Annotated in this window: 23 protein-coding genes, 3 tRNA genes and 1 riboswitch; of the genes, 14 read left to right on the top strand and 12 right to left on the bottom strand. The window is 63.4% G+C overall.

Annotation, left to right across the window (positions count from 1 at the left end):
* Window positions 1-76: 76 nt before the first annotated feature.
* The 3 genes from JC616_RS06200 to ygfZ all read right to left on the bottom strand — a co-directional run bounded on the left by JC616_RS06200 (window position 77) and on the right by ygfZ (window position 3395).
* Window positions 77-1783: a hypothetical protein gene (locus tag JC616_RS06200; RefSeq protein ID WP_107798410.1), complete on the bottom strand. Its 1707-nt coding sequence runs from the start codon at window positions 1781-1783 to the stop codon at window positions 77-79.
* Between the two features lie 166 nt (window positions 1784-1949).
* A complete protein-coding gene (locus tag JC616_RS06195; protein ID WP_227107266.1) occupies window positions 1950-2261 on the bottom strand; it encodes an H-NS histone family protein in 312 nt (103 codons plus the stop codon).
* Window positions 2262-2357: 96 nt separating this feature from the next.
* Window positions 2358-3395 (bottom strand): CAF17-like 4Fe-4S cluster assembly/insertion protein YgfZ, encoded by a 1038-nt coding sequence (gene ygfZ, locus JC616_RS06190; protein WP_227107265.1) that lies wholly within the window; start codon window positions 3393-3395, stop codon window positions 2358-2360.
* A gap of 195 nt (window positions 3396-3590) precedes the next feature.
* On the opposite strand from ygfZ, the gene JC616_RS06185 reads away from it, so the two are divergent.
* From JC616_RS06185 to JC616_RS06160, 6 genes are all read left to right on the top strand, one after another.
* Window positions 3591-3666: transfer RNA gene (locus JC616_RS06185), tRNA-Asn, on the top strand.
* A gap of 34 nt (window positions 3667-3700) precedes the next feature.
* Window positions 3701-3776: transfer RNA gene (locus JC616_RS06180), tRNA-Asn, on the top strand.
* A gap of 27 nt (window positions 3777-3803) precedes the next feature.
* A tRNA-Asn gene (locus tag JC616_RS06175) sits at window positions 3804-3879 on the top strand.
* Between the two features lie 89 nt (window positions 3880-3968).
* Window positions 3969-4817: a DMT family transporter gene (locus tag JC616_RS06170; protein ID WP_227107263.1), complete on the top strand. Its 849-nt coding sequence runs from the start codon at window positions 3969-3971 to the stop codon at window positions 4815-4817.
* A 74-nt stretch (window positions 4818-4891) separates the two neighbouring features.
* The gene (gene mscL, locus JC616_RS06165; protein ID WP_107798407.1) at window positions 4892-5347 is read left to right on the top strand and encodes a large conductance mechanosensitive channel protein MscL; all 456 of its coding nucleotides are present in this window, start codon (window positions 4892-4894) and stop codon (window positions 5345-5347) included.
* Between the two features lie 38 nt (window positions 5348-5385).
* Window positions 5386-5569, top strand: a riboswitch (yybP-ykoY riboswitch).
* Window positions 5570-6139 (top strand): TMEM165/GDT1 family protein, encoded by a 570-nt coding sequence (locus tag JC616_RS06160; protein ID WP_107798406.1) that lies wholly within the window; start codon window positions 5570-5572, stop codon window positions 6137-6139.
* Between the two features lie 65 nt (window positions 6140-6204).
* On the opposite strand, the gene JC616_RS06155 is transcribed toward JC616_RS06160, so the two are convergent.
* The 3 genes from JC616_RS06155 to JC616_RS06145 all read right to left on the bottom strand — a co-directional run bounded on the left by JC616_RS06155 (window position 6205) and on the right by JC616_RS06145 (window position 9229).
* Entirely contained in the window at window positions 6205-8025 is a 1821-nt protein-coding gene (locus tag JC616_RS06155; RefSeq protein WP_227107261.1) for a methyl-accepting chemotaxis protein, read from the bottom strand.
* A 199-nt stretch (window positions 8026-8224) separates the two neighbouring features.
* Window positions 8225-8806: a methyltransferase domain-containing protein gene (locus JC616_RS06150; protein WP_227107259.1), complete on the bottom strand. Its 582-nt coding sequence runs from the start codon at window positions 8804-8806 to the stop codon at window positions 8225-8227.
* A 33-nt stretch (window positions 8807-8839) separates the two neighbouring features.
* Window positions 8840-9229, bottom strand: a complete 390-nt coding sequence (locus JC616_RS06145) for a DUF1289 domain-containing protein (protein ID WP_227107257.1) — start codon at window positions 9227-9229, stop codon at window positions 8840-8842.
* Between the two features lie 95 nt (window positions 9230-9324).
* Between JC616_RS06145 and JC616_RS06140 the strand changes: the two genes are divergently transcribed.
* Window positions 9325-9576 carry a hypothetical protein gene (locus JC616_RS06140; protein ID WP_107798402.1) on the top strand — a complete coding sequence of 84 codons (252 nt, stop codon included), beginning with the start codon at window positions 9325-9327 and terminating at the stop codon, window positions 9574-9576.
* A 55-nt stretch (window positions 9577-9631) separates the two neighbouring features.
* Here JC616_RS06140 and JC616_RS06135 read toward each other — a convergent pair whose 3' ends face one another.
* Entirely contained in the window at window positions 9632-10921 is a 1290-nt protein-coding gene (locus JC616_RS06135; RefSeq protein ID WP_227107255.1) for an NAD(P)/FAD-dependent oxidoreductase, read from the bottom strand.
* 115 nt (window positions 10922-11036) lie between these two features.
* Window positions 11037-12215: an ABC transporter ATP-binding protein gene (locus JC616_RS06130; protein ID WP_227107253.1), complete on the bottom strand. Its 1179-nt coding sequence runs from the start codon at window positions 12213-12215 to the stop codon at window positions 11037-11039.
* Window positions 12216-12863: 648 nt separating this feature from the next.
* Between JC616_RS06130 and JC616_RS06125 the strand changes: the two genes are divergently transcribed.
* The 3 genes from JC616_RS06125 to sbcB all read left to right on the top strand — a co-directional run bounded on the left by JC616_RS06125 (window position 12864) and on the right by sbcB (window position 15969).
* Complete coding sequence (locus JC616_RS06125; protein ID WP_107798398.1) at window positions 12864-13652, top strand: alpha/beta fold hydrolase; 789 nt, start codon at window positions 12864-12866, stop codon at window positions 13650-13652.
* Between the two features lie 30 nt (window positions 13653-13682).
* Window positions 13683-14471, top strand: coding sequence for an enoyl-CoA hydratase-related protein (locus JC616_RS06120; RefSeq protein ID WP_227107250.1), 789 nt, complete (start codon window positions 13683-13685; stop codon window positions 14469-14471).
* An 82-nt stretch (window positions 14472-14553) separates the two neighbouring features.
* Complete coding sequence (gene sbcB, locus JC616_RS06115; protein WP_227107248.1) at window positions 14554-15969, top strand: exodeoxyribonuclease I; 1416 nt, start codon at window positions 14554-14556, stop codon at window positions 15967-15969.
* Window positions 15970-16333: 364 nt separating this feature from the next.
* Here sbcB and JC616_RS06110 read toward each other — a convergent pair whose 3' ends face one another.
* The 3 genes from JC616_RS06110 to JC616_RS06100 form a co-directional block, all read right to left on the bottom strand.
* Window positions 16334-16609: a hypothetical protein gene (locus JC616_RS06110; RefSeq protein WP_107798394.1), complete on the bottom strand. Its 276-nt coding sequence runs from the start codon at window positions 16607-16609 to the stop codon at window positions 16334-16336.
* Window positions 16606-17649 (bottom strand): DMT family transporter, encoded by a 1044-nt coding sequence (locus JC616_RS06105; RefSeq protein WP_227107247.1) that lies wholly within the window; start codon window positions 17647-17649, stop codon window positions 16606-16608. Before JC616_RS06105 ends, JC616_RS06110 begins: the two co-directional genes overlap by 4 nt.
* Before the next feature lie 170 nt (window positions 17650-17819).
* Window positions 17820-19628, bottom strand: coding sequence for a PAS domain-containing protein (locus JC616_RS06100; protein WP_227107246.1), 1809 nt, complete (start codon window positions 19626-19628; stop codon window positions 17820-17822).
* Between the two features lie 325 nt (window positions 19629-19953).
* On the opposite strand from JC616_RS06100, the gene JC616_RS06095 reads away from it, so the two are divergent.
* The 4 genes from JC616_RS06095 to miaA all read left to right on the top strand — a co-directional run bounded on the left by JC616_RS06095 (window position 19954) and on the right by miaA (window position 24659).
* Window positions 19954-21423, top strand: coding sequence for an aldehyde dehydrogenase family protein (locus JC616_RS06095; RefSeq protein ID WP_227107245.1), 1470 nt, complete (start codon window positions 19954-19956; stop codon window positions 21421-21423).
* Window positions 21424-21472: 49 nt separating this feature from the next.
* On the top strand, window positions 21473-23182 hold the full coding sequence (gene betA, locus JC616_RS06090; protein ID WP_227107244.1) for a choline dehydrogenase: 1710 nt from the start codon (window positions 21473-21475) through the stop codon (window positions 23180-23182).
* Between the two features lie 23 nt (window positions 23183-23205).
* Window positions 23206-23466: a CBU_0592 family membrane protein gene (locus JC616_RS06085; RefSeq protein WP_107798390.1), complete on the top strand. Its 261-nt coding sequence runs from the start codon at window positions 23206-23208 to the stop codon at window positions 23464-23466.
* Window positions 23467-23681: 215 nt separating this feature from the next.
* Entirely contained in the window at window positions 23682-24659 is a 978-nt protein-coding gene (gene miaA, locus JC616_RS06080) for a tRNA (adenosine(37)-N6)-dimethylallyltransferase MiaA (protein WP_227107243.1), read from the top strand.
* Window positions 24660-24663: 4 nt separating this feature from the next.
* Here miaA and JC616_RS06075 read toward each other — a convergent pair whose 3' ends face one another.
* Window positions 24664-25881, bottom strand: a complete 1218-nt coding sequence (locus JC616_RS06075; protein ID WP_158274231.1) for a M23 family metallopeptidase — start codon at window positions 25879-25881, stop codon at window positions 24664-24666.
* Between the last annotated feature and the right edge of the window lie 43 nt (window positions 25882-25924).

Genomic DNA, 25924 nt, shown 5'->3' with positions numbered 1-25924 from the left:
TACCCCGCCGAACCATGAAAAACGGGCCGAAGCTAAGCTTCGGCCCGTCCTCAACCTCACCTTTAATGATGGAAAGTCACGGCATAACCGGTAGCTTCTCCAAAGCCTGGACCAATTCCACCTCGATCAAGCACCAATCGCTGCCCTTATCCATCACCTTGCCCAGGGAGAGTTGGAAATGCTTGCCCTTGGCCGTCATGTAGAATTCCTTGCCCAACACATATAAGGATAGCGGCAGCAATAAGGCGTTCACTACCTTGCCCGAGCGCTGGCACGGCACGAACAAGGCGATATGCCCGGCCAGCCAAACCTGTTCAGGCGGCAGCGTGGGATCGATCAGCCTCACATCGGTTGGCCGCAGCGAAGCTGCCACCGGTCTTCTACTCAGGGTTTCAACCCCGAGGTAGATCTGATCCGCCGAATTACGCTTCACTCGGCGCACCACGCCCAGACTCCAGCCATCCACTGATTTCTCGCGAAAACCGATCAAGGCGCCCAGGCCCACCCATTCGTTCCCCATCGCCCCCAAAGTCACACCCAGTCCGGTTTGGCTGACGTTGTCGACTTCCCAGCGCGAAAACTCTTCTTTTGCCGGCTGAGAAACAGCCTCCCCGCCCAAGGCAAGCCCAGGCATCGGCGCGCCCTTGTCCCGCTTCCTGGTGGTAACAAAGCCATAAATACGGATATTGGCCGCATCATCGAAATTACCGTCTTCCAGCGCGCCCGTTTGCTTGGCCTCGTCCACGACCCGAATCAAACGGTGCAGCACGGGCAGGCGATACGCCACTTCTATGCTCTGCCCGGAAACGGGCACCCGCTCCGCCCTTTCAAAACGCATTTGCTGGGGGGCCCACTCCCGCATCAAAGCGCGCAAGGTATTGGCGTCTATGCCCGGCTCCATCATGCGTTTAATTTCAGGCGGCACTCTGCCGGCGTCCAATACAATGCTCCAGCCGTGCAGAATTTCGACCAGATCCGTTGTCCCCCAGTAGCGCGCGGCTTCGTCCACCAGGCCGCCCGACGCTCTTGCCGCGGGATGCGGTCCTTTTAAAGAGACCACAAAACTCGAATGTTCCGCGCAAGCCCGGGTTAATGACATACGGTTGCTAAGCACTTGCAGCAATTGATAGGCGAAGTGCAATTGCCTGGCGCTGAGATTGCCCCCGGTCAACACGGCGAGCATATGCAAGATGAGGAATTGATCCTGAACCGTCGTCGCAGGCTGACCATCGCCGAACAGAAACACCGGCACGGAATCGCAACCATGATGCTCGGCGAACCAATATAGCTGGTTGACCCCCAGCCAAAACGCCTCTTCCGGATTAAAGCTTCGAACCCAATGCCAACGCGCATGCTCGCCAAGATAGAACATCATCCGCGACAGCACGATGGGCAGCAGCGTCAGCACCTTGGCGCCTTCAACGGAATCGGCGTCGACCGTCAGCACATGCTGATAACTATCGATGAAGCATTTGCCGTACGCCAGTATCTGGCTTCGCAATTGCGCTTCCAGCGCCTTGGGCATGCGCGTATTCAGCAAGTATTGCGCGCAGAGGTTTTCGTGCAGTGATTCGGTCTCTTGATTGAGCGCCAGCAGCGCTTCGACGCGATCCACCGAGATATTGTGCCAATCCAACTCCAATGGCGACAGCAAGGCCACCACGCGCTCATGCGCGGCCGCCCCATGCTCCTTCTTCAAAGCCGCCACGAACTCCCTGGCCGCTTCCGCGCTGGCCAACGGGTCGGAGCGACCTTTAGCCCCTCTTGAAAAAAAATCCAGCATAGCCGCCCACTCTCAAGACAATGTCAGCACATTTCAATCACTACGCGAAACAGCTTGAACGCTACATCCATTTATAGCAAGCCGCAAGCCGGCCCGCTGGCCGTCGGACAAAGAAAAAGCGCCCATGACAGGCGCTTTCGAAATTCATTGCAAACCCGCAGTTTGCTTAGATAGCCAGAGCGTCCAGGGCTTTGCCGCTGGAGATCCACTCTTGTACCCACACCGGCTTACGGCCGCGGCCGGTCCAAGTCAGTTCCGGGCTGGCCGGGTGACGATACTTGGCTTCCACCGGCTTGCGCACGCCGCCGGTTTTGCCCAGCACTTCTTCCACGCTCAGACCATAAGCGCGAGCAAGTTCAATGATTTGTTTCTTGGCTTTGGACTTTTCTTCGCTTTCGCGGCGCTTGATTTCAGCTTCGACATCGGCGCGCAGAGCCACCAGCTGAGTAAAATCCAATTTCGACAGTTCCATTAGCATGTTCCCAAATATATTGTAAGAGTAGTGGTGCGTTACAGATGATAATGTAGCCAAGCCTTTCCACTCAAGTCAAGGAAACAAAACAGAAATTATCAATTAATTCTCAGCCCCCTCATTCAAGGAATAGGGCAGCTCCAGTTGTTGAAGCCTTATTGTGTACGCCTCGTCAGCGTAAATACTTTCTTCCCAGGCTTGAAATTGAACCACGGCCAAGCCTTCATATTGATCCGGCGCCACTTGGCAAACCGCAGCCACCATGCCAATCGACTGCCCCGCCACGGACGGGCTATAGAGTTTGGCGCCGATGGCGAGCGGCTGTTTAAATGCCACTTTGAACATGCGGCGCTTCATTTTCCCCAAATACTGCGACCTGGCGACGATTTCCTGCCCCGGGTAACAGCCTTTCTTAAAGCTTACCCCGCCAATCAATTCCATATTCGCCATTTGCGGCACAAACTGCTCCTGAGTCGCCAGACTGACCCAAGGGATGCCCGCGTCAATATCCCGCCAGTCCCAAACGCCGGAGGACACCAGGCTCGCCGTATCCGTCAGCCTTGCGCCAAGCTGCTCTGCGCCGGCTTCATCCACCGCCAGCACCCAGCCCGCCCCGGGCAGGCCTATCAACAGACCCAACTCCACTCGAATCATTTCACGCGGCCCAACGCTTGCCGCCAATGCCGGCTCAATGGCCAGCGTATTCAGCGCCGTCGCGCCCGCAAGGCCAATCAAGGTCAGATTATCCGCAATGGATACCTTCACCTTGGAGCGCAAGACAAACATGCTCAGGCGCTTGGCCACGTATTCGGCCAGATCCGCCGACACCGCCAGGCAATAAACGCCGTCGCTCCGCCAAACCAGGAAGCTGGCCAGCATTCGCCCTTTGGCTGAAGAGTAACTGCTGTACTGGGCATGGCTTTCGTCCGACAACTCCCGCACATCGCTGGAAAGCTGCCCTTGCAAAAAGGCCTCCGCGTCCTCTCCCGCCACCTGGATGATTTTATGCTTATCCAGAACCGATATTGCGGCGCCTGCGCGCAAAGACTCCAACTGCCGCAAATGAACATTCATTTCCGCCGCATCTTTATTTGCCCGCTCCGCGCGCGCATCCAGCCTGAGCTTACCGTCCAGATTCATTTAACCCACCTCAAAAACGCGGCTATTCCCGCATTGTCAACAAACGAAATTTTAACGCGCCGCCGCCTCCCTTCGCCAGCGGTGAATTGCGGGCGTCAACACCGCGTCCAAGCCGCCCGACGGACGCAAGCGATTTTCAGCCGCGCAAGTGTTGACAGCCCGACAGGCTGAAGCTATAGTTCGCCCTCACTCAAATCCCTGATAGCTCAGTTGGTAGAGCGACGGACTGTTAATCCGCAGGTCGCAGGTTCGAGCCCTGCTCGGGGAGCCACTCCGGCCCAGTTTGAGAATTGCTTGTTTTCCATTCCCTGATAGCTCAGTTGGTAGAGCGACGGACTGTTAATCCGCAGGTCGCAGGTTCGAGCCCTGCTCGGGGAGCCAAAACAAGCCCGCATCACCGCATTATGATCCCTGATAGCTCAGTTGGTAGAGCGACGGACTGTTAATCCGCAGGTCGCAGGTTCGAGCCCTGCTCGGGGAGCCAAAATTTCAAAAGCCACAATCTCCGGATTGTGGCTTTTTCCATTTTCGCTTCCGTTTTACAATCGGCCCACCCTCCCCATTGGAATAATAATGATTTCCAGACCGATTGCCTTTGCCGGGGGCGCCATCCTGCTCTGGGCCTCTCTGGCCGCGCTTGGCGCTCAAACACGCTCGCTTCCCCCTTTCTTCGTCGTCGGCGTCTGCCTGCTGATCGGCAGCCTGCTCAGCCTGCGCCATTACCGCGACTGGAAAGTCCCGATGCCCACCCTGCTGGTGGGGATCTACGGCTTGTTCGGCTATCACTTCCTGCTGTTCTTCGCGTTTCGGCACGCGCCGGCGATGGAAGCCAATCTGCTGAATTACCTGTGGCCGCTGCTGATCGTCATGCTCTCCCCCATCCTGGTGCCGGGCACCGTGCTGCATGGCCGCCACATCCTGGCCGGTGCGCTGGGCTTCAGCGGCGCGGCGCTGATCGTCAGCGGGGGCAAGCTCGCCTTGTCCAGCAGCCATCTCGCCGGTTATCTGCTCGCCATCGGCGCCGCCGTGGTGTGGTCCACCTTCAGCCTGCTGACCCGCAGGCTGCCCAGCTTTCCCAATAGCGCGGTGGGCGGCTTCTGCCTGCTGTCCGGCCTGCTCTCCTTGCTGTGTCACGCCCTGTTCGAACCCAGCGTCGCCCCCAGCGCGGGCCAATGGCTGGCCCTGATCCTGCTCGGCATCGGGCCGATGGGCGGCGCCTTCTTTCTATGGGACCGCGCGCTCAAGGAAGGCGACCCCAGGCAGATCGGCTCCCTGTCCTACGCCACGCCGCTGCTGTCCACCTTGCTGCTGATAGGCAGCGGCCAGGGTCAATTGAACGCCGTCGCTCTGACCGCCATCGTGCTCATTCTTGGCGGCGCCTTGCTTGGCAGCCTGCCCGTCCGCTCACGCTCAGCCGCTTGATAGAAAGACCCGCGGTGGAGCGACGGCGGCCGAATGTCCTATAATGCTTAACGCTATTTAAACAGAGGCCAACCATGTCCATTATTAAAGAATTCAAAGAATTTGCCATGAAAGGCAATGTCATCGATCTGGCGGTCGGCGTCGTCATCGGCGGCGCTTTCGGCGCCATCGTCAAATCGCTGGTCGACGATGTGATCATGCCCCCAATCGGCCTGTTGATCGGCAACGTCGATTTCTCCAATATGTTCTTCGTGCTAAAAGAAGGCAGCAAACAGCTTGGGCCTTATGTGTCCGTGGCCGCGGCCAAACAGGCCGGCGCCGTCACGCTGAATATCGGTCTGTTCATCAATGCCATGGTCAGCTTCACCATCGTGGCTTTCGCCATCTTCATGCTGGTCAAGGCCATCAATCGGCTGAAGCGCGAAGAACCAGCCGCCGCACCGGCCCCCGCCACCAAGGAATGCCCGTTCTGCGTGTCCAGCATTCCGGAAAAAGCTTCTCGATGCCCGCAGTGCACGTCTCAACTCTAAGAGCGGAGATTGCCCCGCTACGCCAACTGATTTAGAATCGGCTGGTTCTGGGGGAGTAGCCTCGGCGCGGTTTTCAGCGCCGGCATGCGTCAACAGGCTTGGCCATCGCGGCCATGGCACATGCGACGAAAACTTCCGTTTGGCAAGACCCATGACATGTCTGCGCAACGCGGGGCTGCGGCGCGGGCTTGTCATGGCGTATGCGCAGCCCCCGGAGTTTTCATGGAAGCCTTCCTTATTTCCACCGGCATCGTCGCTTTGGCTGAAATCGGCGACAAAACCCAATTGCTCGCCCTGATGCTGGCCGGCCGCTACCGCAAGCCCATGCCCATCGTTCTGGGCATCTTCGTCGCCACCTTGCTCAATCATTTCGCCGCCGCCGCGGTGGGTCACTGGCTGATGAGCAAGATAGGACCGGACTTCATGCGTTGGGGCTTGGGTCTTTCCTTTCTCGCCATGGCGGGCTGGATGCTGATTCCGGACAAGCTGGATGAAGACAGCCGGCTCATGGAGCGCTTCGGCGTGTTCGGCACCACCTGTATCGCTTTCTTTATCGCGGAAATGGGCGACAAGACGCAGCTGGCCACCGTCGCGCTGTCCGCGCGCTTTCCCGAGGCCTTGCTGTTGGTGGTGGCCGGCACGACGCTGGGCATGATGCTGGCCAATGTGCCCGCGGTGCTCTTGGGCGAGGTGGCCGCGAAGAAGCTGCCGCAAAAGCTGGTGCACACCGTTGCCGCGCTCTTGTTCGCCGGCCTGGGCATTATCACCCTGCTAAGCCCGTTGCAGATCTGAGGCAACGCTCAAAACAAAACGGAGGCCGCGGCCTCCGTTTTGCTTTCCTGCCGACCTGCGGCGCTTCAAGTCCGAGCGGCTCCGCGCCCAAGCGCCTCCAACAGCTGCTCCGGGTTGAAGCCCAGGCGAAAGCCGCCCCAATGCTTGCCGGACAACATGATGGGCAGCACCACTTCCGACAGCACCTCCCCGGTGTCGCGGGTATACGTCTGCAGCAGGAAAGACTGCGTGCTGCGCGCGGCCCGCAAACCGGCGGCATCGGCGAATTTGCGCTTGTCGCGGCTGTTGATCAGGTCCTTGGCCGCATCTCCGCTCAAGGGCTGGCTATACCAGCTATTGTGGGTCGGCGCGTAGCCGTTGGTGTCCACCGCCAGGCAGAACACGCCGCCGGGCACGGACTTGGCGGCGCGGTCGTACACCGGCTGCATCAGTTTTTCCAGCTTGGCATCGTACTGAGTGCGGAACTTGGCCGGCTTGGCGCCGGCGATGGGCTGGTAATTCTGATCGAACAGCGTCACGCCCGCGGCCAGTTGCGCGGCCATCATGGTTTGCAATTCATCCCGCGCCTCGCGGGCCGTTTGCATGATCTGGTCGAACTCGCCCTCGCCCAGAATGAAGCGCGCCACCAGTTGCTGCACCTGCTCCGCCGCGCCGGATAATTTGGTGGCCGAGTCTTCGGTATGGTTCAGACGGTCCGTCACCTGATGGCCCAGTTCGTGGATTTCCGCCACATGCAGATTGACCTGGCCATTGGAGGCGACGAACTCCGACATGGTGGCGGCGATCTGGCTGAGACTGCTCGCCGTGGTTTCGAAGTCTCCCATCATCTTGCTGAAATGGTCGGACGCCTTGGAGACGATCTCCCGCGCCGACTTGGTGTCCTCGGTGATCTGCGCGGTTTCCACCTGGGTTTCCGACACCAGCCCCAACATGCCGTCGATATTATGCGAAATCTCGTCGGTGGCCTTTTTGACCCGCTCGGCCAGTTTGCGCACCTCATCGGCCACCACGGCGAAACCGCGTCCGCTCTCGCCGGCCCGCGCCGCCTCTATCGCGGCGTTCAAGGCCAGCAGATTGGTCTGGTCCGACACGTCCTTGATCAGATCGACAATGGTCTTGATGCTGGAGGAGCGCTGACTCAGATCATCCACCGTGTGATTGAAATGCCCCACTTTCTGGTTGATGCCGTAGATGCTCTCCGCCACGGATTTGAGTTCGGCGTAGGATTCCCGCGCCACATCCAGATTGGCCAGCGTGGTGGACGAGATCGCCTGGGTTTGCTCGGTGACCTGGCCCACGCCCTCGGTGCTCTGATCGCTGGCGGCCCGGACCTGCGTCGCCAGCTGATCCTGCTTGCGCGCGCCCTCCAGTGATTCGACCACGTTCTTGCGGGTGCGCGCCGAATCCATCGCGATCCGCACCGTCATCAGCCGCACATTGCTGATGATCTCGCGCATTTTCAGCAGGAAACGGTTATACGACAGCGACAATTCGCGGATTTCGTCATGAGTGATGGTGGGAATGTCTCTGGACAGATCCCCCTCGCCGGCGCCGATTTCATTGAAAATCCGGATAATCATTTTCAGCGGTCTGACGATGAGGAAGCGCAGATACCAGACCATGAAGGCGATGAAAGCGATGCTGACCACCCACAGCGCCATCGTCCAAAACAGCGCGCCGTCGATGCTGGACTCGATACCGGCCAACACCTGGGGCGAAGCGACCTGCCCTTTCAGCGAACTCCGTATGTTTTCCAGCACATAATAGACATAAGCCACCATGCCCAGCTGAAACACGCTGATGAAAAAGAAACTGCACAATTTCTTGGTCAACGTATCCCAGAAAGTCTTTTCCACCAGGGTATACACGCGCCAGAACCACTGCATGACTTCTCCTCTTGCTCCGCAATCCCGTTCAGCGGCTGGTGCCGGCCCCGCGCCCTCCGGCGCTTCGGGCCCGCCCGTCGCTGTTATCTAGAATTATTGTTGTTTATTGACTTCAGTCAGCCATGCTAAGCGATAGCGGCCTTGTTTTTGGAATAGTTGGCTGACTATTGATTATCATCAAATAGGCCATGTCAATGTATTACAAATCCCCGTTTCCGTGTTGCCTTCTCCACACCATCCAGCACTCCCGACCGCCAAACACCGGTACGCCCTCCGCCTGCGGCACGCAGCTCTCCAACACGAAAGCCGGCTCCAGCAAAGCGCTCAAGGCCGGCATGCCCAAGCCGAACGGCGGGCCGCGCGGCGTGTCCGCAATAAAGAACACTCCAAGCAGCGCGCCGCCGGGGCGCAACAAGCGCGCCATCTTTTCCGCATAGCGGGCATGCAGGCGGGGCGGCAACGCGCAGAGAAAGGCCCGCTCGAACACCATGTCGAAAGACGGCGTTTCCTCGACGGCGAAAAAGTCCGCCTGCCGGATATGGGCGGCCGCCTGCGGCCACTGCGCGCGAGCGATCTCCACCGCCTGCGCGCTGAAATCGACGGCCAGCACCTGATGGCCGCAGTCCAGCAACAGGGGCAAGTCTCCGGCGCTGCCGCAACCGGGCAGCAAGATTCGACTGGCAGGCTGAGCTTGGAAAAACGCCAGGGCCTCCGGACTCAGCCGCGCGCCCTCCCAAGGCGTCACGCCGTCGCGATAACGCACATCCCAAAACTCGGTCAAAGAACTGTCCTGCGCCATCGCCTTCCCCTCGTTCTATTCAACGCCCGCCTGCTCGCGCAAAAAGGCGGCCACCTGCGCCGGACTCCAGCCGGCGCAATCGCGCTGACACGCCGGCTCTCCCGCCCGCAGCCAATGCAGGCAGTTCCCCTCCATGCGGAACCACAAGGGCAGGCAGGGCACGCTCATCCACTCGCCCCCGTCCTCGCCCTGATGAAGCTCCGGCAGGCAGGAGAACACCGCGGCGATCTTCAATCCGCGCTGACGCAGCGGCAGCTGCAACCACACCAGCTCCCGCTCCTCCGCGTCCATGAAGCACCACTGCGAGATCTCGTCGAAGCTGCGCGCGCAGCCGCGGCAGATATCGTCGCCCACCGCGGTGGAACACACGGCGATGCAAGGCGAATCAGGGCGCTCCGTCGTCATGCCCCGGCCCTTGAAACAATAATGTCATATTTCTTGACGCGCCAAACTAAAGTGTCAGATAAATGAATAGTCATAAAAATAAAATATCCGCTGTCATGACCCGCAATGAAACCTTGATTTTCCGCACCTTACGCCTGCTGCAGACCATGCACATCCAGTATCTGGACGAACACAAACTGTTTCAGGCGCTCTCGCGCGAATCCGGCGGCGAATACAGCGCGGCCGACGTTCACGAGCACCTAGTCTACATGCAGCAAAACGGCTTGCTCAAACCCGTCCGCACCGCGGACAACCATACCGCCTACGCGTTGGATTGGGGCGGCTACGATTATCTGGACCCCACCTGAAAAATAAAAAGGCAGCGCGAAGGCTGCCCAGGGTCCGCGGCGCGGCGACGCCCGCTTATAAATAATCCCGCATCCGGAAATAAGCCATGCCCAGCACCAAGGCCGGCGTGCGCAGCCATTTGCCGCCGGGGAAGGGATTATGACGAATCTTGGCGAACAGGTCGAAGCGCGAAGCGTCTCCGGCCACCGCCTCCGCCACCACTTTGCCGGCCAGGCCGGTGATGTTGACGCCGTGCCCGGAAAAGCCTTGCAGATAATAGACATTGCCGTCCAAACGGCCAAAGTCAGGGGCGCGGTTCACCGTGATGTCGCAAAAACCGCCCCAGGCATAGTCGATCTTGACGTCGGCCAGTTGCGGAAACACCCGCAGCATATCGCTGCGCATGCCGTCGGCCAAATGGGCCGGCTCGCGTCCGGAGTAACTGACCTTGCCGCCGAACAATAAGCGGTGGTCGACGGACAGACGATAGTAATCCAGCACGAAATTGGTGTCGCACACCGCCATATCGTTGGCGATCAAGGCCTCGGCCCGCTCCTTCCCCAAGGGCTCGGTGGCGATCACATAAGTGCCGGCCGGCATGATACGCCGTTCCAGCTCAGGCACCAGCGCGCCGATGTAGGAATTGCAGGCCAACACCAGCTGGTCGCAATTGACCACGCCCCGCTCCGTCGCCACTTGCGGCCGCGCCCCCCGCTTCAGACGCAGCGCCGGGCTTTGCTCGTAAATGGCCACCCCCGCCTCGCGCGCGGCGCGGGCCAGGCCCAGTGTGTAGTTCAATGGGTGCAGATGGCCGGAGCGCGGGTCGTACAGCCCGCCCTGGTAGCGATCGCTGGCCAGCCGGGTCCTGAGTTCGTCCCGGTCCCACAGCTGCATGCCGCCATAGTCATAGGCCTGCGCCGCCTCTCGCTGCCAGTCCTCCAACTCCTGCATATGCCGCGGCTTGACCGCCACGCTGACATAGCCGCGCCGCCAATCGCAATCGATGCCGTGCCGGTTCACCCGTTGCTCGATGATGTCCACCGCCTCCACCGACATGTCCCACATCTGCTTGGCCAGGCTGTCGCCCAATTGCGCGCGCAGCGTGTCGACGCCGCAAGCGAATCCGGAAATCACCTGTCCGCCGTTGCGCCCCGAGGCGCCGAAGCCGATTTGCGCGCCCTCCAGCAGCGCCACGGAGAATCCGCGCTCGCGCAGATTCAGCGCCGCCGACAAGCCCGCCAGCCCGCCGCCCACCACGCAGACATCGCAGTCGACGACGCCTTCCAGCGCCGCCCCGGGCTCCCAGGGCAGAGCGGTGGCGGCGTAATAGGATGGAGCGTGAGCCTGATGGGCAAAGCTAAGCATGAAGACCTCTCAATGAAAACAGGAATGGCGGCCAAAGCCGGGCGGACCAAACGCCTCGGGGAAGAGAAGAAAAAGCGGATGCCATGCGGCATCCGCTGCGGCGCGTGCGCGGGCGCTAGCGCGTCAACACCACCGGTACATCCTGGCGCCAACTGACGAAGACCGGATCTCCCCAGGTCGGCGCGGTTTCGCCCGCATCATACCAGCGCGAAGACGGCACCACCGATTTGACGACCTTGCCGCTGGCCAGTTTCACGTGATAGATGGAATAACTGCCCAGATAGGCGATGTCCTCCACCACGCCGGCGGCGACATTGGGGCCCACCGGCAACGGCTTGATGTCCAGCCTCACGTCTTCCGGCCGAATGCTGGCCCAGACGTGCATGCCCTTGGGGCCGGTAATCCCGTGGTCGATGCGGATGTCCCCGCCCAGCTCCGGCGAGCGCACTTCGACCAGGTCCGGCTCGTCCACCACCACCGCGCCCTCGAAAATATTGCTCTCGCCGATGAATTCCGCGGTGAAGCGACAGCTGGGGTAATCGTAAATTTCGGACGGGGTGCCCACCTGCAGCAAGGAGCCTTCGCTCATGATGCCGATGCGGCTGGCCATGGTCATCGCCTCTTCCTGATCATGGGTCACCATGATGCAGGTCACGCCCACCTGTTCGATGGTATTGACCAGCTCCAGCTGGGTCTGCTGGCGCAGCTTCTTGTCCAGAGCGCCCAGAGGCTCGTCCAGCAGCAAGAGCTTGGGCCGCTTGACTAGGCTGCGCGCCAGCGCCACCCGCTGCTGCTGACCGCCGGACAATTGATGCGGCTTGCGGTTGGCGTACTTGCGCATCTGCACCAGATCCAGCATCTTGCCCACCCGCTCCGCGATCTCCTCGCGCGGCACCTTGTCCTGTTTCAGGCCAAACGCCACGTTCTGCTCCACAGTCATATGCGGAAACAAGGCGTAGCTCTGGAACATCATGTTCACCGGCCGCTCGTACGGCTGCAGGCCCTGCATGTCCTCCCCGTCCAGGATGATGCGGCCAGAAGTCGGCGTCTCCATGCCCGCCAGCATGCGCAGCAAGGTGGACTTGCCGCAGCCGGAGCTGCCTAGCAGGGCGAAGATTTCATTTCTGCGGATATCCAGATCCACATGATCCACCGCGACATGATCGCCGAACTTTTTCAGCACGCCGGCAATGCGCAGATAAGCCTTGTCGGCGTCGGCCTGGGTTCCGACGACCTGAGCGTTGTGGGCGGAAAAAGCGGCCTGGGCCGGTTTGGCGGCAATAGCTTGCGTCATTGAGTCGTTCCCTCTATTGCAATTCCGCAGCGGCGCGGGCCGGCTGCGTCCGCCGCGCGGGCCTCGTCTCGAGGCGGCGCGGCGGCAATCGAATGCCTTGCTGGATGATCGCGCCGGCCAGGGCCCGCGCGCATGGGTTCAAGAATCCGTCTGGCGTCCTGCGCCGACCGGCGGTCCCGCCGCGAGAGCGCGTGGCCATGCCGCCACCGCCGTGCCTATTGCCAACATGATGTCTCCTCTGTACGGCGCTTAATGCGAACACGGCCCGGCGGCCGCGACGACGGCGAGCGCCTTTGTCGTTTTAGTCTTGAACAGAAGCCTATGCCACGTTTAATAAATTTGACAATATCTAGTGCAAACGCTCTCGAAAATTTATCGCCTCTGTGGCGCGCGCGCCTCACCCAGGCTGGCCGGTCAAACCCGAAAACCCGGCCCTTTCCCCTAAGACGCCGGCGGCGAAAACCCCACCATCATTGTTTAATTCGTCAAACACTTTACCCTTTTCCACCACTGGCGAACCGGCGCGCGCGGCGCCCCGTCCTCGCCACGCGTCCGCGTCGCCAGCAAATTGCCCCGCAAACGCCGACGCGCTCTAGAATGAAGCATGCATGTTGACGCCGCGCAACGCCTGACCAAAGGAATACCGCCATGCCCTATGCCGAAATCGCCGGACACAAGGTCTATTACGAACTCAGCGGACAGGGCGCCCAAGTTCTGGCGCTATTCAACGGCATCACCATGTCCACCGCCGCCTGGGCTCTGCTGCAGCCGCAGCTGGAACCGCACTTCCAGCTATTGCGCTTCGACTTTCTCGGCCAAGGCCAAAGCGACCGCCCCGGCGGCGACAAATATCCGCTCAGCGAACAAGCCGACCTCGCCGCCGGTCTGTTGAATCATTTGGGCATTGCGGAGGTCTATCTCACCGGCTTGTCTTACGGCGGCATGGTGGCGCAGCACTTCGCCCATCGTCATCCCGAGCGCGTGTCGCGGCTGCTGCTGGCCGCCACGCTGGCCTGGGCCGACAGCGTCAACAACCATATCAGCGACAGCTGGATTGCGGCCAACCGCAGCGGCGGGCTGGATTTGCGTTACGCGGTCAGCGTGCCCTGGCTGTTTTCCAGCCGATTTCTCGCCAGCAACGCCGCCATGCTCGACGATATGAAGCTGATTGCCGGCATGGTGGACTGGGACGCGGTGATACGTCTGATCGCCGGCGTCACCGAGCACGACGCGCGCACCTGGCTGCACGAGCTGAGCATGCCCTGCCATATACTGGTTGGCGACGAAGACCGCCTGACGCCCTTGTATCAAGCCGAACTATTGCGCGAACGGCTGCCCGGCGCGCAGCTGGAAATTCTGCCGGGCACCGGCCATGTATTGCACATCGAGGCCGCGGACGCCTTTGTCCGCAGCATTATCCGTTTTGGCCACGGCTGAAACGCCCATCATCAGAACAAGGAGAACCGAATGACCGCCGAATCCGTTTTGCTTGCCGTTGATTCAAAGGGAATCGCCACCATCACCCTCAACCGCGCGGAACTGCTGAACGCGCTGGACGACAGCAGCGTCGGCCTGCTGACCGCGATGCTGGAAACCCTGGCCGAAGACGCTAGCGTGCGCGCCGTGGTGCTGACCGGCAGCGGCATCAGCTTTTCCGCCGGCCACGATATCGACTGGATGCGACGGATGGCCGGCTTCGGCCGCGAGGAACTGGAGCGCCACGCCCGCCTGCTGGCCAAGCTGCTGCGCACGCTGGACACCTTGCCCAAGCCCACCATCGCCAAGATACAGGGCTCCGCCTTCGGTCTGGGCGCGGGGCTGGTCGCCTGCTGCGACGTGTCCATCGCCAGCTCCGAAGCGCTGTTCAGCTTTTCCGACGTCAAGCTGGGCGTGATCCCCGCGCTGGTGGCGCCCTATATGGTCCGCGCCATCGGCGAGCGCTCGACGCGCCGCTACTTCATGACCGCGGAGCGTTTCAACGCCGGCAAGGCCAAACGCCTGGGGCTGGTGCATCAGGTGGTGGAAAGCGATGAGCTCGACATGGCGGTGGACTTCCTGATCAACCATCTGCTGATCAACAGCCCGGCGGCGATGCTGGAAGCCAAGCGGCTGCTGGCCGACATCGCCGGCCTGGGCGTCGGGGAAGACGGCATGGAAATCTGCATCCAGCGCATTGTCGCCATCCGCCTGAGCGAGGAAGGCCGCGAGGGCGTTCAGGCCATGCTGGAAACGCGCAAGCCCTCGTGGATGGATTGAACAAGCGGCGGGGAACGGCGCGGCTGGCCCTGCCGCGCCATGGGTGCGACAATGCGGCCAACTTCACCGCATTGTTGCCGCCATGTCCAACCACAGCTTCTTCTGGCACGATTACGAAACCTTCGGCGCCGTGCCGCGCCAGGATCGCCCCTCGCAGTTCGCCGGCATCCGCACCGACGCCGAGCTGAATGAAATCGGCGAGCCGGTCATGCTCTACGCCCGGCCCGCGCCCGACTACCTGCCGTCTCCGGTGGCCTGCCTGCTGACCGGCATCACCCCGCAATGGTGTTTGCAGCACGGCGTGGCCGAGCACGAATTCGCCGGCGTGATCGAACGCGAGCTGGCGACGCCGGGCACCATAGGCGTCGGCTACAACTCTATCCGCTTCGACGACGAAGTCACCCGCTTCCTGTTCTGGCGCAATCTGATGGACCCCTATGCGCGCGAATGGCAGAACCAATGCGGCCGCTGGGATCTGCTGGACCTGGTCCGCGCCACCTTCGCGCTGCGCCCGGACGGCATCCAATGGCCGCAGCACGAGGATGGACGCCCCAGCTTCAAACTGGAGCATTTGAGCGCCGCCAACGGCCTGGCGCACGAAGCCGCCCACGACGCCCTCTCCGACGTGCGCGCCACCATCGCGCTGGCGCGCCTGATCAAACAACACCAGCCCAAGCTGTTCGACTTCTACCTGTCGCTGCGCAAGAAAGACGCGGTCAAGGTCCAGCTCAGCCTCCATGCGCCCAAACCCGTGTTGCACGTTTCCGGCATGTACGGCGCCGAGCGCGGCAATATGGCCGTGGTCTGGCCGCTGGCGGCCCACCCCTACAACGCCAACGAGGTGATTGTCTGGGACTTGGCCCACGACCCTCGCGAACTGCAAGGCCTGGGCCCGGACACCATCCGAGAGCGCTTGTACACCCGCAGCGAAGATTTGCCGGAAGGCGTGCAGCGTTTGCCGCTCAAAACCGTGCACATCAATAAATCGCCGTTCGTGGTCGCCAACCTCAAGGTGTTGAGCCCGGAGCGCGCCGCGCACTGGGGCGTGGACATGGAGCAGGTTCAGCGCCACGCCGACTACGCCGGCGCGCTGCCGGATCTGAGCCCGGTCTGGCGCAAGGTGTATAAGCGCGAAACCGGCGAGCCGCGCGACGTCGACGAAAATCTCTACGGCGGCTTCGTCTCCAACAACGATCGCAAAGTGCTGACCAAGCTGCGCCGCATGTCGGCCGACCAGTTGACCGGCGAGATGGCCTTCTTCGAAGACCCCCAGCTGGCCGAACTCTTGTTCCGCTACCGCGCGCGCAACTTCCCGCGCTCCCTGTCCGGCGAAGAGCAAGAACGCTGGCAGACATGGCGTCAAGCCAAGCTCAACGGCGGACCCGGCCGCGATGTCCGGCAATTCCGCCAGGAACTGGAGGAAGCCCGCGCCGGCGAGCTAAGCGAAAAAGCGCAAGACGTGCTGGCGCAGCTGGAAGCCTACGCCGCGCAACTGTAAAGTCGGTTCAAAGCCTGAGAGCAAGGGCGGGACAAGCCCTTGCGGCGGAGAAAACGGAATGCGCGCGCGGCGCAGGGCCTGCCTTCAGAGCTATAGCGTTCTCACATAACGCCTGGCGACGAACAAAGCCGCCAGGCTCAAACCCACAATCACAACCATCGCCAGCGTGGATGCGCCTTCATAACCCCAATAGTCGGACATGCCCTTCTCCTTAAAAGCGGTTCAATGTCTGCCGCGCGTCGGCGAGATGGCCAGAACCGGGCCTTGAACCCGTCTTCGACATGCTCATGCGCCACGAGTACATTCCGCCTTCTAGCCGTTATCGTCTTGTCTCGCTCTTGCTCGCGAGACTTTGCGCGGGCATCTAGACCAAACCGGTCTGCCGCATGCGCTCCAGCCCGAACTCGCTGACCCGATAATTGAACAGCAGGCGCGCGCCCTCTTCCTGCCAACGCTCGCATAAGGCCACCACCAGACCGCTGGCGCTCAAATCCGCCAGGCAGGCCCTCACCATGCCCAGCCAGTAGGCGTCTTCCGGTTTGCGGTACTCCCGGCAGATGCGCCGGGCCAGATCCACGTCCCACAAGCCCGGCTGCCTGGCCAAAGCCTGCAGGATAAAACCCTTGATGTGCACCTTCACGCCCCGCCCTCCACATTGCGCACCGCGCCGGGATGGCGCTCGCTGTCCGACACCATGACGAAGCCGCCCAGAATCACCAGGGCCAAGCCGATCAGAAAATGCCACTCGGGAAAATTCAAGGTGAACGCGGCGGTGAACAAGGTGGCGAACAGCGCGTAGAAAGCGCCGATCGCCTGGCCGCGCCCAACGCCGATCAAGGGAAAGGATTTGTACCAGGCCACGGCGCAGAAAGCGAAACTGAGCCCGCCCACCGTCAGATAGAGCATAGGCCGCCACGACCACAGCTCGCCGGCCAGCGCATACACCGGCAAGGGCGTCAGCCAGGCCAGCGCCGGCAGAATCAGCAGCAGCCAATACAGGGCCTCGGCCAGATAACGGATCGCCACCCCGCAATCGGGATCGGTCACATCCATTGCCCGTCCGACGATGGCGCCCTCCAGTCCCCAGCCCAGCGCCGCCAGCGCGCCGCCCAGATAGCCCAGCCAGCGCGCGTCGCCGTCGCCGCTCAGGTCCCCAAGCAGGCCCGGCGCGTAAATCGCCGCTCCGCCCAGCACGATGACCGCGATGCCCAGCGCCGCGCGCCGATCTATCCGCTCGCGGTACCACAAACGCGCCAAGGCCGCGCCCACCACCGGATACAACAGGCCCGCCACCGCGGCGAACACCGCGCCCACATAACCCATCGCCAGATATGAGCCGAAATTGGCCATCAGGCCGCCCAAGACCGCGGCCAGGAAATACCACTTGGAAATGCCGCCGAAGCGCCATAGCGTGCGGAAGAAGTCGGCCAGCTTGCCCAAGGCCGCCAGCCACAACAATTGAAACGCCGCCACCAGGCAGGCGTGAAAGGCAGTCAACACCGCGGCCGCCATCAGAAACCACTCGGGCCGCCCCCGCGTCAGCCCGGCCAGCGGCGCCTCGTGCCACACCGCGGCGCCGGGCACATACCATGCGCCCCACAACACCGCCGCCCACAAGGCCCAGCCATAACCCCAGCGGGTTCGGCGGCGAAGATACCGCTGTCTGTGCATGCTGTTCATAGCGCGTCAGCTCCTGTTGTCGGACGCCGCCCAAGCTTCCAGCGGCGCCTATTCTGGGTTCGAACGCAACAAGACGAAATCCATCTGCCTTGCCAGACGAGGGCCAAAAATTACCATAAGTTAATTTTTTCACCAACAGTTAATTAGTCCACACCCGGCCGCGGCCGAGATCAGCGCGCGCCCAAAGCGCCGATCAGGCGGCTGAGCGCGCCGTCGCTCCCGCGCTGCGCCACCAGCGACAAGACCAGCGGCAAAGTCTTGCCGCCCTCGCCGTGCCACGACACATCCAGCTGCGCGCGGCTGGAAATATTGAAAATCGCCTCCAGGCTGTCCAGCCATCCCTGCCGCGAGGCGATGCGCAAACCGTCCAGAAAGCGCTGCTCCGTCGTCTCCTCTAAAGCCTCGCCGAACAATAGCCTCGCGGCCTGCGGCGACAAACGCAGCCGACCGGCGCCCAGATCCCATTCCCAACTGGCCATGCCGATGGACTGCAGCGCCAATTCGCTGCGCAACCGGGCCTCCTCCTGCGCGCGGCGCGCCTCGCGCCGCGCGGCCACCTCCTCCACCGCGGCGATCAAATGCCAGGGCTCGCCGCTCACCGGGTGACGGCTCAGCGAGGCGCTGACGTTCACCCAGACATGGCCGCCCTGTTTGCGCAGCAAGCGTTTCTCCAGCGAAAAACTGGCGACCTCTCCGCTCAGCAACTGATCCAGCCGCAGCAGATTGTCCTCCAGGTCGTCGGGATGGGTCAGTTGCTGGAAGCTCATCCCCTCCATCTCCCACGGCGCATAGCCCGTCATCTCGGCCAGGCGGCGATTCACCTTGAGCCATCGACCATCCAGGCCCAGATGCGCCAGGCCCAGCGCCGCCTGCTCGAAGATCTCGCGGAAACGCTCCTCGCTTTCGCTATAGGCCACCGCGGCTTGCCGGCTGTCGGTGACGTCCTGAGCCGCGCCTATCATGGCCTCCGCCCGTCCTTCCCCGTATAGAACCTCGCCCTCCTCGTGAATCTGGCGGCGGCGGCCGTCCGGCAGCAGGATGCTGTACTCCACGCAATAGGGCTGGCGCTCATCGATCGCCCGCCGGATGGCCCGATCGATGCGATCCCGGTCCTCCGGCGCCATCGCGGCGAAGTAACGCTCCATCGTCACCTTGAAGGCCTGCGGCTGCCAGCCGAAAATCCGGTAAGCCTCATCCGACCAGATGCAGTCGTCCTTGCGCACATCCCAGAACCAACTGCCCAAATGGGCGATGGACTGCGCCTTGTCCAGGATGGCCTGGTTCTGACGCAAGGCCTGCTCGGCCAGGCAACGCTGGGTGATGTCGAAGCTGACGCCTATCATCTTCACCGGACGGCGGTCGGCGTCCAGCACGCAGGTGGCGCGCGAGGCGATCCATCTCGTGTCGCCCGCCGGCCAGCGCACGCGGAACTCGGCCTCGTAAGCCGCGCCGGAGTTCAGGCACGCCTCCAGTTTGGCGCGCAAGGCCGGCGCGTCGGCCGGATCCAGCGCCAGCCAGAAATCGGACAGCAGGCGCACCGGGCGGCCAAACAAGTGCTCGGCGTTGGCGGAGTAAGCCACCGCGTCGCTCAGGATGTTCCATTCCCAGGTGACGATGCCGGACACCTTCTGCGCGAACTTCATCCGCGCTTCGCTTTCCATGATCTCCGCCAGATGCTTGCGGCGGATCTCGGTCAATTGCGCATCCGTCGTCGTCGCCGTCGCCAGATCCAGCACCGCCTGCTCGCCGTAGCGCAGCCAGATCCAGTTCACGCCCAGAAAATCCGCCAACACCCGCAGTTTGCGATATTCGATTTCCCCGCCGCGCGTCCATTTGTGCACGGCGGCGGACGATACGCCCAGGGCTTCCGCCACCTGTTTAAGCATGACGCGCTTGCGCCCCAGCACCTCCTTCAGGCGGGTGGCGAAGGTTTCATCCCCGGCGGGAACAAGGGTTTGACTGACTTGATTTGACGACACGCAACTGGTCGCGGCGACGGCCGCGCCTCCTGGGTAATTGAATGCGAACACGGCGCGCCGATGCGCGCGCGCCACAGCCTGCGGCTGTCAGCCGGCCATGTTAACTCAGGCCGGAAAAATCCCGAAGCGAAGCAAAAGCCCGACAGCCAAGCAAGCCAGGCCGGCCTCCGGCCCGGCTTGAACCTCGCCGATATAGCCAAACTCAATACATCCATCATTACCATAGCTGATTACGGATTGCCGGCCGCGCCGAATCGACACTACAATTAAACCAAAGGTAAATTTATTTACCAATGGTTAATTTCATCTCTTGCGTGAGGCTGCCATGATCTCTACCCAGCTCTTCATCGATGGCCAATGGCGCGACGCCGCCAAGGGGCAAACCCGTCAGATTCTCAATCCCTGCGACGAAAGCGAGATCGCGGTCGCCGCGGACGGCGGCCGCGCCGATGCGCAGGCCGCCATCGCCGCCGCCCGCGCGGCGTTTGATCACGGCCCCTGGCGGCTCGCCCCCCAGCGCCAACGCAGCCGCCTGCTGCTGGACATCGCCCAACTAGTGGAGCGCGACAGCGAGCGCCTCGCCGAGCTGGAGACGCTGAACACCGGCAAAACCCTGAGCGAGAGCCGCACCGATATGGGCGACATCGCCGCCACCTTCCGCTATTTCGCCGGCCTGGTGGCCACCGAGAACGGCCAGGTCAACCCGGCGCCCGAGCAGGTGATCAGCCGCACCCTGCACGAGCCGGTGGGCGTCTGCGGCCTGATCACCCCGTGGAACTACCCCTTGCTGCAAGCGGCCTGGAAGATCGCGCCGGCGCTGGGCGCCGGCAATTGCGTCGTGCTCAAGCCCAGCAGCCTGACCCCGCTCAGCAGCTGGCGCTTCACCCAGCTGCTGACCGAGCTGGATTTGCCGCCGGGCGTGTTCAATCTGGTCAGCGGCGGCGCCGAGGCAGGCGCCGAACTGGCGGAGCATCCCGACGTGGATCTGCTGTCCTTCACCGGCGGTGCTCAGGCGGGGGCCAGCATCATGCGCGCCGCCAGCGCCAACTTCAAACGCATCGGCCTGGAGCTGGGCGGCAAGAACCCCAACATCGTCTGCGCCGACGCCGACCTCGACGCCGCCGTCGACTACGCGCTGAACGCCGCCTTCTTCCACGCCGGCCAGGTCTGCTCGGCCGGTTCGCGGCTGCTGCTGCAAAACGAGATTCACGACGACTTCGTGAACCGGCTGGCGGAACGGCTGCCGCGCATCGTCGTCGGCCCCGGCCAGCAGCCGGACACTCAGATGGGGCCGGTGCAGTCCGCCCAGCAGCACGACAAGATCCTGAGCCTGATCTCCGCCGGCGTGGAGGAAGGCGCCCGCCTGGTCTACGGCGGCGGCCGCCCGGACGGCGAACGCTATCGCAAAGGCTATTGGCTGCAGCCCACGCTGCTGGTCGACGTCCACGCCGACATGCGCATCGCCAAAGAGGAGATTTTCGGCCCGGTCATCACCGTGGAGCGCTTCCGCGACGAGGCCGAGGCGCTGCGGCTGGCTAACGACACGCCCTACGGCCTGGCGGCGGCGGTGTGGACGCGGGATCTGGCCCGCGCCAACCGCATGAGCCGCGCGCTGCGCTTCGGCACCGTCTGGGTCAACGACTACCACCCCTATTTCCCCGAAGCCCCCTGGGGCGGCTTCAAATCCAGCGGCATCGGCCGCGAGCTGTCGCGCATCGGTCTGGACGAGTACACCGAGCTCAAACACAGCTACATCAATCTGGCGCCCAAGCCGATGGGGTGGTTTGGCGCCTGAGGGTCCATTCACCCGGTACCGCCTTCGTTCACCGATAAGGAGAATCAAGATGAGCACCACTCAGGAATTCGACTACATCATCGTCGGCGCCGGCTCCGCCGGCGGCGTGCTGGCGGCGCGGCTGAGCGAAGACAACGGCGTCAAGGTGCTGCTGCTGGAAGCCGGCGGCCCGGACTGGCGTCTGGACTGGCGCACCCAGATGCCGGCGGCCCTCGCCTACCCCTTGCAAGGCCGCACCTATAACTGGGCCTATCTGACCGAACCTGAGCCGCATATGGGCGGACGCCGCATGGCCCAGGCGCGCGGCAAGGGCCTGGGCGGCTCCTCGCTGATCAACGGCATGGTCTATATCCGCGGCAACGCGCTGGACTACCAGGGCTGGGCCGAGTTGCCCGGGCTGGGCGACTGGAGCTACGCCGACTGCCTGCCCTATTTCCGCAAGGCGGAAAGCTACGACAAGGGCGCAAACGACTACCACGGCGGCGACGGGCCGCTGCACGTCACCACGCCCAAGGCCGGCATCAGCCCCTTGTTCGAAGCCTTCATCCAAGCCGGCGAACAAGCCGGCTACGCCCGCACCGACGATCTGAACGGCTATCGTCAGGAAGGCTTCGGCCCCATGGACCGCACCACCACCGCCCAGGGACGGCGCTGCAGCGTGTCGCTGGCCTATCTGGACGCCGCTCGCGACCGCGCCAATTTCTCGGTGCGGACCCGCGCGCTGGCGGACCGCATCCTGTTCGACGGCGCGCGCGCCGTCGGCGTGCAATACCTGCAAGGCGGCCGCAGCCATCGCGTTCGCGCCCTGCGCGAAGTCATCGTCTGCAACGGCGCGATCGCCTCGCCGCAGTTGCTGCTGCGCTCCGGCGTCGGCGACGCCGCCGAACTCGGCCGCCACGACATCGGCGTGGTCGCCCACCTGCCCGGCGTTGGCGCCAATCTGCAGGACCATCTGGAAATGTATCTGCAGTACGAATGCCTGCGTCCGGTGTCGCTATACCCGTCCTTGCGCTGGTGGAACAAGGCCCGCATCGGCGCTCAGTGGTATCTGAACGGCAGCGGTCCGGGCGCCAGCAATCACTTCGAGGCCGGCGGCTTCATCCGCAGCGACGAGCGCTTCGCCTTCCCCAATCTGCAATACCACTTTCTGCCGCTGGCGGTGAATTACGACGGCAGCCACGCCGTCAAGATGCACGGCTTCCAATGCCACGTCGGCTCGATGCGCTCGCCCAGCGTCGGCCACGTCAAGCTGGCCAGCCGCGACCCGCGCGACAAGCCGCTGCTGCAATTCAACTATATGGCGCACGACACCGACTGGCGGGAGTTCCGCGCCGCGGTGCGGCTGACGCGCGAGATCGTCGGCCAGCGCGCGCTTTCCGCCTTCCGCGGCCGGGAAATCCAGCCGGGCGACAAGGTTGCCAGCGACAGCGAGATCGACCGCTTCGTCAAAACCCACGCCGAAACCGCGCTGCATCCGTCCGGCACCTGCAAGATGGGCAGCGCCGCCGATCCGACTGCGGTGGTGGATCATCAGGGCCGCGTGCACGGCCTGACCGGCCTGCGCGTGGTGGACGCGTCCATCATGCCGCGCATCGTCACCGGCAATCTGAACGCGCCCACCATCATGATGGCGGAGAAGATCGCCGACCTGATCCGCCAACTGCCGCCGCTGCCGCGCTCGAACGCGCCGTTCTACCAGGCCGGCGGGGATCAAGACCCCGTCGCCGAAACGGCCGCGGCGCAAACCGCCCCCTTGTAAACGCCACGGCCCAAGGAGCCCATATGTACGACCTCATCGGCCTGATCGGCGTCATCAGCTATCTGGGCGCCTACTTGGGCAACCAGCTATTGGGCCTGCGCACCTCGGACCCTCGCTACTTCGCCTTGAACCTGATCGGGCCGGTCTGCATCCTGATTTCGCTGTCCAACCACTTCAACCTGGCGTCCTTCGTCAATCAGTGCATGTGGTTTCTGATCACCCTGGGCGGCTGGTGGCGCGCCAGCCGCCGCCGGGCGCTGCCGGCGCCCGAATCCGGGGCCTGAGCGCGTGTTTACCCTCTAGCGAGACCAGGCCTTGCGACGGGAAAACCGGAAGCCACACATGGCGCACGGGCATTTTGCAGACGGTTCCAAGGCCCACGCCCACGCCATCCCGTCGACGCGCAGCCCATCGTCGACACCTTGCGTGTCCTGGGCGGCACTGTCCGCCCATGGGCCGCTTATGCGACAATCCGTCGATTGAACCGCAAGACCCGCCCATGAACGATACCCCGCACGCCATCCTGCTGATGGGCCCCACCGCCTCCGGCAAAACCGGCCTGGCGCTGGAGCTGGCCCGCCATTTTCCGGTGGAGATCATCAGCGTGGACTCCGCGCTGGTCTATCGCGACATGGACATCGGCACCGCCAAGCCCAGCGCGGTGGAAATGGCGCAATGCCCGCACCATCTGATCGACATCATCAGCCCGCTGCAAAGCTATTCCGCCGCCCAGTTCCACGCCGACGCCAACCGGCTGATCCGCGAGATCAACGGCCGCGGCCGGCTGCCGCTGCTGGTGGGCGGTACCATGCTGTATTACAAGGCCTTGCTGGAGGGCTTGTCCGACCTGCCGCGCGCCGACGCGGCGCTGCGCGCTCTGCTGGACGCCGACGCGGCCCAGGCCGGCTGGCCGGCGATGCACGCGCGGCTGGCGCAACTGGACCCGGACACCGCCGCCCGCCTCAATCCCAATGATTCGCAGCGCATTCACCGCGCGCTGGAAGTCTGCCTGCTCAGCGGCGAGCCGATGTCGCGGCTGCTGGCGCGCGGCAAGGAAGCCGCGGCGGATTTTCGCCTGCTGTCGCTGGGCCTGGTGCCGGCGGAACGAGGCTGGCTGCACCAACGCATCGCGCAGCGTTTCGAACTGATGCTGGAACAGGATTTCCTGGCCGAAGTGCGGCGTTTGCGCGCCGCCTATCCGGCGCTGACGCTGGAGCTGCCGTCGATGCGCTGCGTCGGCTATCGCCAGGCCTGGGAATACCTGGACGGCGTCGGCGACGAGCAAACTTTCATCGACAAAGGCGTCGCCGCCACCCGCCAGCTGGCCAAGCGCCAGCTGACCTGGATGCGCAGTCTGGACCTGGTGCCGGTCAACGCCCAGCGGGACGGCCTGGCCGAACAGCTGGGCGCCGCCGTCGCCGCCTTCCAGGCCGGCGAGCCCCTGCCCGCCGGCCTGCGTTTCGACGGCGTGTATTAATCGCTCACCAGGGCCGGCTGGCCGACGCGCACAGCGGCACCACCGGCCCGTTGCTGCCGGTGTCCAGGAAGCCGTCGCTGATCCAGTCGCCGCCGCGGGTGCGGTTCCACACATCGGTGCGGCCCCACACCCCCTCCACCGCTTCGGCGCGCACATGGCACTGCAAGGCGACGCTGTCGCCGCGGCTGACCGCGCCGGTGATGCCGGCGCTCAGGCTGGGCGCGCTGCGCAAGTTCACCCTTCCCTCGCCCTTCGCCGGCGTCGCCACGCCGCTGGCGCCGGCCGGCGCGCCTCCGCCGCCGTAATTGTTCAGCAGGCCGCCGACATTGACCCGCGTCCCGTTGCGCAAGGCATAGCCCTGATAGGCGCGGTTGCCGGCGAAGAACTGCCAGCCGCCGAACAGCTTGCCGTTCACCGGCTCGGCCCGGCCCTGATACAAGAGGGAGAAATGCACGTGCGGGCCGGTGGTGCTGCCGCCGCACGGCAGGCCGTTGCCTATGGTGCCGAGATACGCGCCCGGATTGACCCGCGTCCCGTCCGCCAGCGTGTTCAGATTGATCATATGGTAGTAAGTGGACGAGAAGCCGTTGTCGTGCACCAGCTTGACCAAGCCGCTGCCGCCGCGCACGCAGCTCTTGTAGATCACCCCGGCCTGCGGCGCCAACACCCTGCCGTCGCCGCCGGCGAAGTCGATGGAATCGTAAGGCTGGCTTTCCCCGCTATAGCCGTGCGGGCCGCCGGTCATCCGCCAGGCCGCGCCCTGCCGCCACGGCAGGCCCAGACCGGTGGCGTTGGGCGCGAACGGCAAGCCCGGCCTGGCCGACTGGCTGCCCCAGGCGCGGCGCTCGTCCGCGTTGAGCCAATCGGCCGGCGCCAGGCTCAGCATCGCGGCGAAGCCCGGACCGCCTTCCAGTTCCAGCGTCCAGCCCTGCGCGTCGCGGCGCGCCAGGAACAGCCTGGACACCGGCACATGATCCATCGCCGCGATCGTGGTCATCGTCGGCAGCGGCTGGGTCACCGATCCCAGCACCCAGCCGCCGTCGGCGCTGTCGCGGTTGACCTCCACCAGCATGTCCAGCACCTCCCCCTTGGCCAGCGGCAGCATGGGCTGCAAGGCCTTGACCGCCGCCTGGCGCAATAAGGGGTCCGGCTGCTTCGATTCCGCCTGCGCGCCGCCGGCCAAGGCCGCCAATACGGCCATCATCAGAGCTGCTTGTTTCATTTCGGGCTCCATTCCTGGTTGGGAAAAACCAAAGCGACGCAAT

Source organism: Chromobacterium rhizoryzae, assembly GCF_020544465.1.
Classification (GTDB): domain Bacteria; phylum Pseudomonadota; class Gammaproteobacteria; order Burkholderiales; family Chromobacteriaceae; genus Chromobacterium.
This window is presented reverse-complemented; position numbering and strand designations above follow the sequence as displayed.

Coding starts and splice junctions, on each gene's coding strand:
- JC616_RS06200 (WP_107798410.1), bottom strand. CDS start 1,783: ATGCTGGATTTTTTTTCAAGAGGGGCTAAAGGTCGCTCCGACCCGTTG.
- JC616_RS06195 (WP_227107266.1), bottom strand. CDS start 2,261: ATGCTAATGGAACTGTCGAAATTGGATTTTACTCAGCTGGTGGCTCTG.
- ygfZ (WP_227107265.1), bottom strand. CDS start 3,395: ATGAATCTGGACGGTAAGCTCAGGCTGGATGCGCGCGCGGAGCGGGCA.
- JC616_RS06170 (WP_227107263.1), top strand. CDS start 3,969: ATGATTTCCAGACCGATTGCCTTTGCCGGGGGCGCCATCCTGCTCTGG.
- mscL (WP_107798407.1), top strand. CDS start 4,892: ATGTCCATTATTAAAGAATTCAAAGAATTTGCCATGAAAGGCAATGTC.
- JC616_RS06160 (WP_107798406.1), top strand. CDS start 5,570: ATGGAAGCCTTCCTTATTTCCACCGGCATCGTCGCTTTGGCTGAAATC.
- JC616_RS06155 (WP_227107261.1), bottom strand. CDS start 8,025: ATGCAGTGGTTCTGGCGCGTGTATACCCTGGTGGAAAAGACTTTCTGG.
- JC616_RS06145 (WP_227107257.1), bottom strand. CDS start 9,229: ATGACGACGGAGCGCCCTGATTCGCCTTGCATCGCCGTGTGTTCCACC.
- JC616_RS06140 (WP_107798402.1), top strand. CDS start 9,325: ATGACCCGCAATGAAACCTTGATTTTCCGCACCTTACGCCTGCTGCAG.
- JC616_RS06135 (WP_227107255.1), bottom strand. CDS start 10,921: ATGCTTAGCTTTGCCCATCAGGCTCACGCTCCATCCTATTACGCCGCC.
- JC616_RS06130 (WP_227107253.1), bottom strand. CDS start 12,215: ATGACGCAAGCTATTGCCGCCAAACCGGCCCAGGCCGCTTTTTCCGCC.
- JC616_RS06125 (WP_107798398.1), top strand. CDS start 12,864: ATGCCCTATGCCGAAATCGCCGGACACAAGGTCTATTACGAACTCAGC.
- JC616_RS06120 (WP_227107250.1), top strand. CDS start 13,683: ATGACCGCCGAATCCGTTTTGCTTGCCGTTGATTCAAAGGGAATCGCC.
- sbcB (WP_227107248.1), top strand. CDS start 14,554: ATGTCCAACCACAGCTTCTTCTGGCACGATTACGAAACCTTCGGCGCC.
- JC616_RS06105 (WP_227107247.1), bottom strand. CDS start 17,649: ATGAACAGCATGCACAGACAGCGGTATCTTCGCCGCCGAACCCGCTGG.
- JC616_RS06095 (WP_227107245.1), top strand. CDS start 19,954: ATGATCTCTACCCAGCTCTTCATCGATGGCCAATGGCGCGACGCCGCC.
- betA (WP_227107244.1), top strand. CDS start 21,473: ATGAGCACCACTCAGGAATTCGACTACATCATCGTCGGCGCCGGCTCC.
- JC616_RS06085 (WP_107798390.1), top strand. CDS start 23,206: ATGTACGACCTCATCGGCCTGATCGGCGTCATCAGCTATCTGGGCGCC.
- miaA (WP_227107243.1), top strand. CDS start 23,682: ATGAACGATACCCCGCACGCCATCCTGCTGATGGGCCCCACCGCCTCC.
- JC616_RS06075 (WP_158274231.1), bottom strand. CDS start 25,881: ATGAAACAAGCAGCTCTGATGATGGCCGTATTGGCGGCCTTGGCCGGC.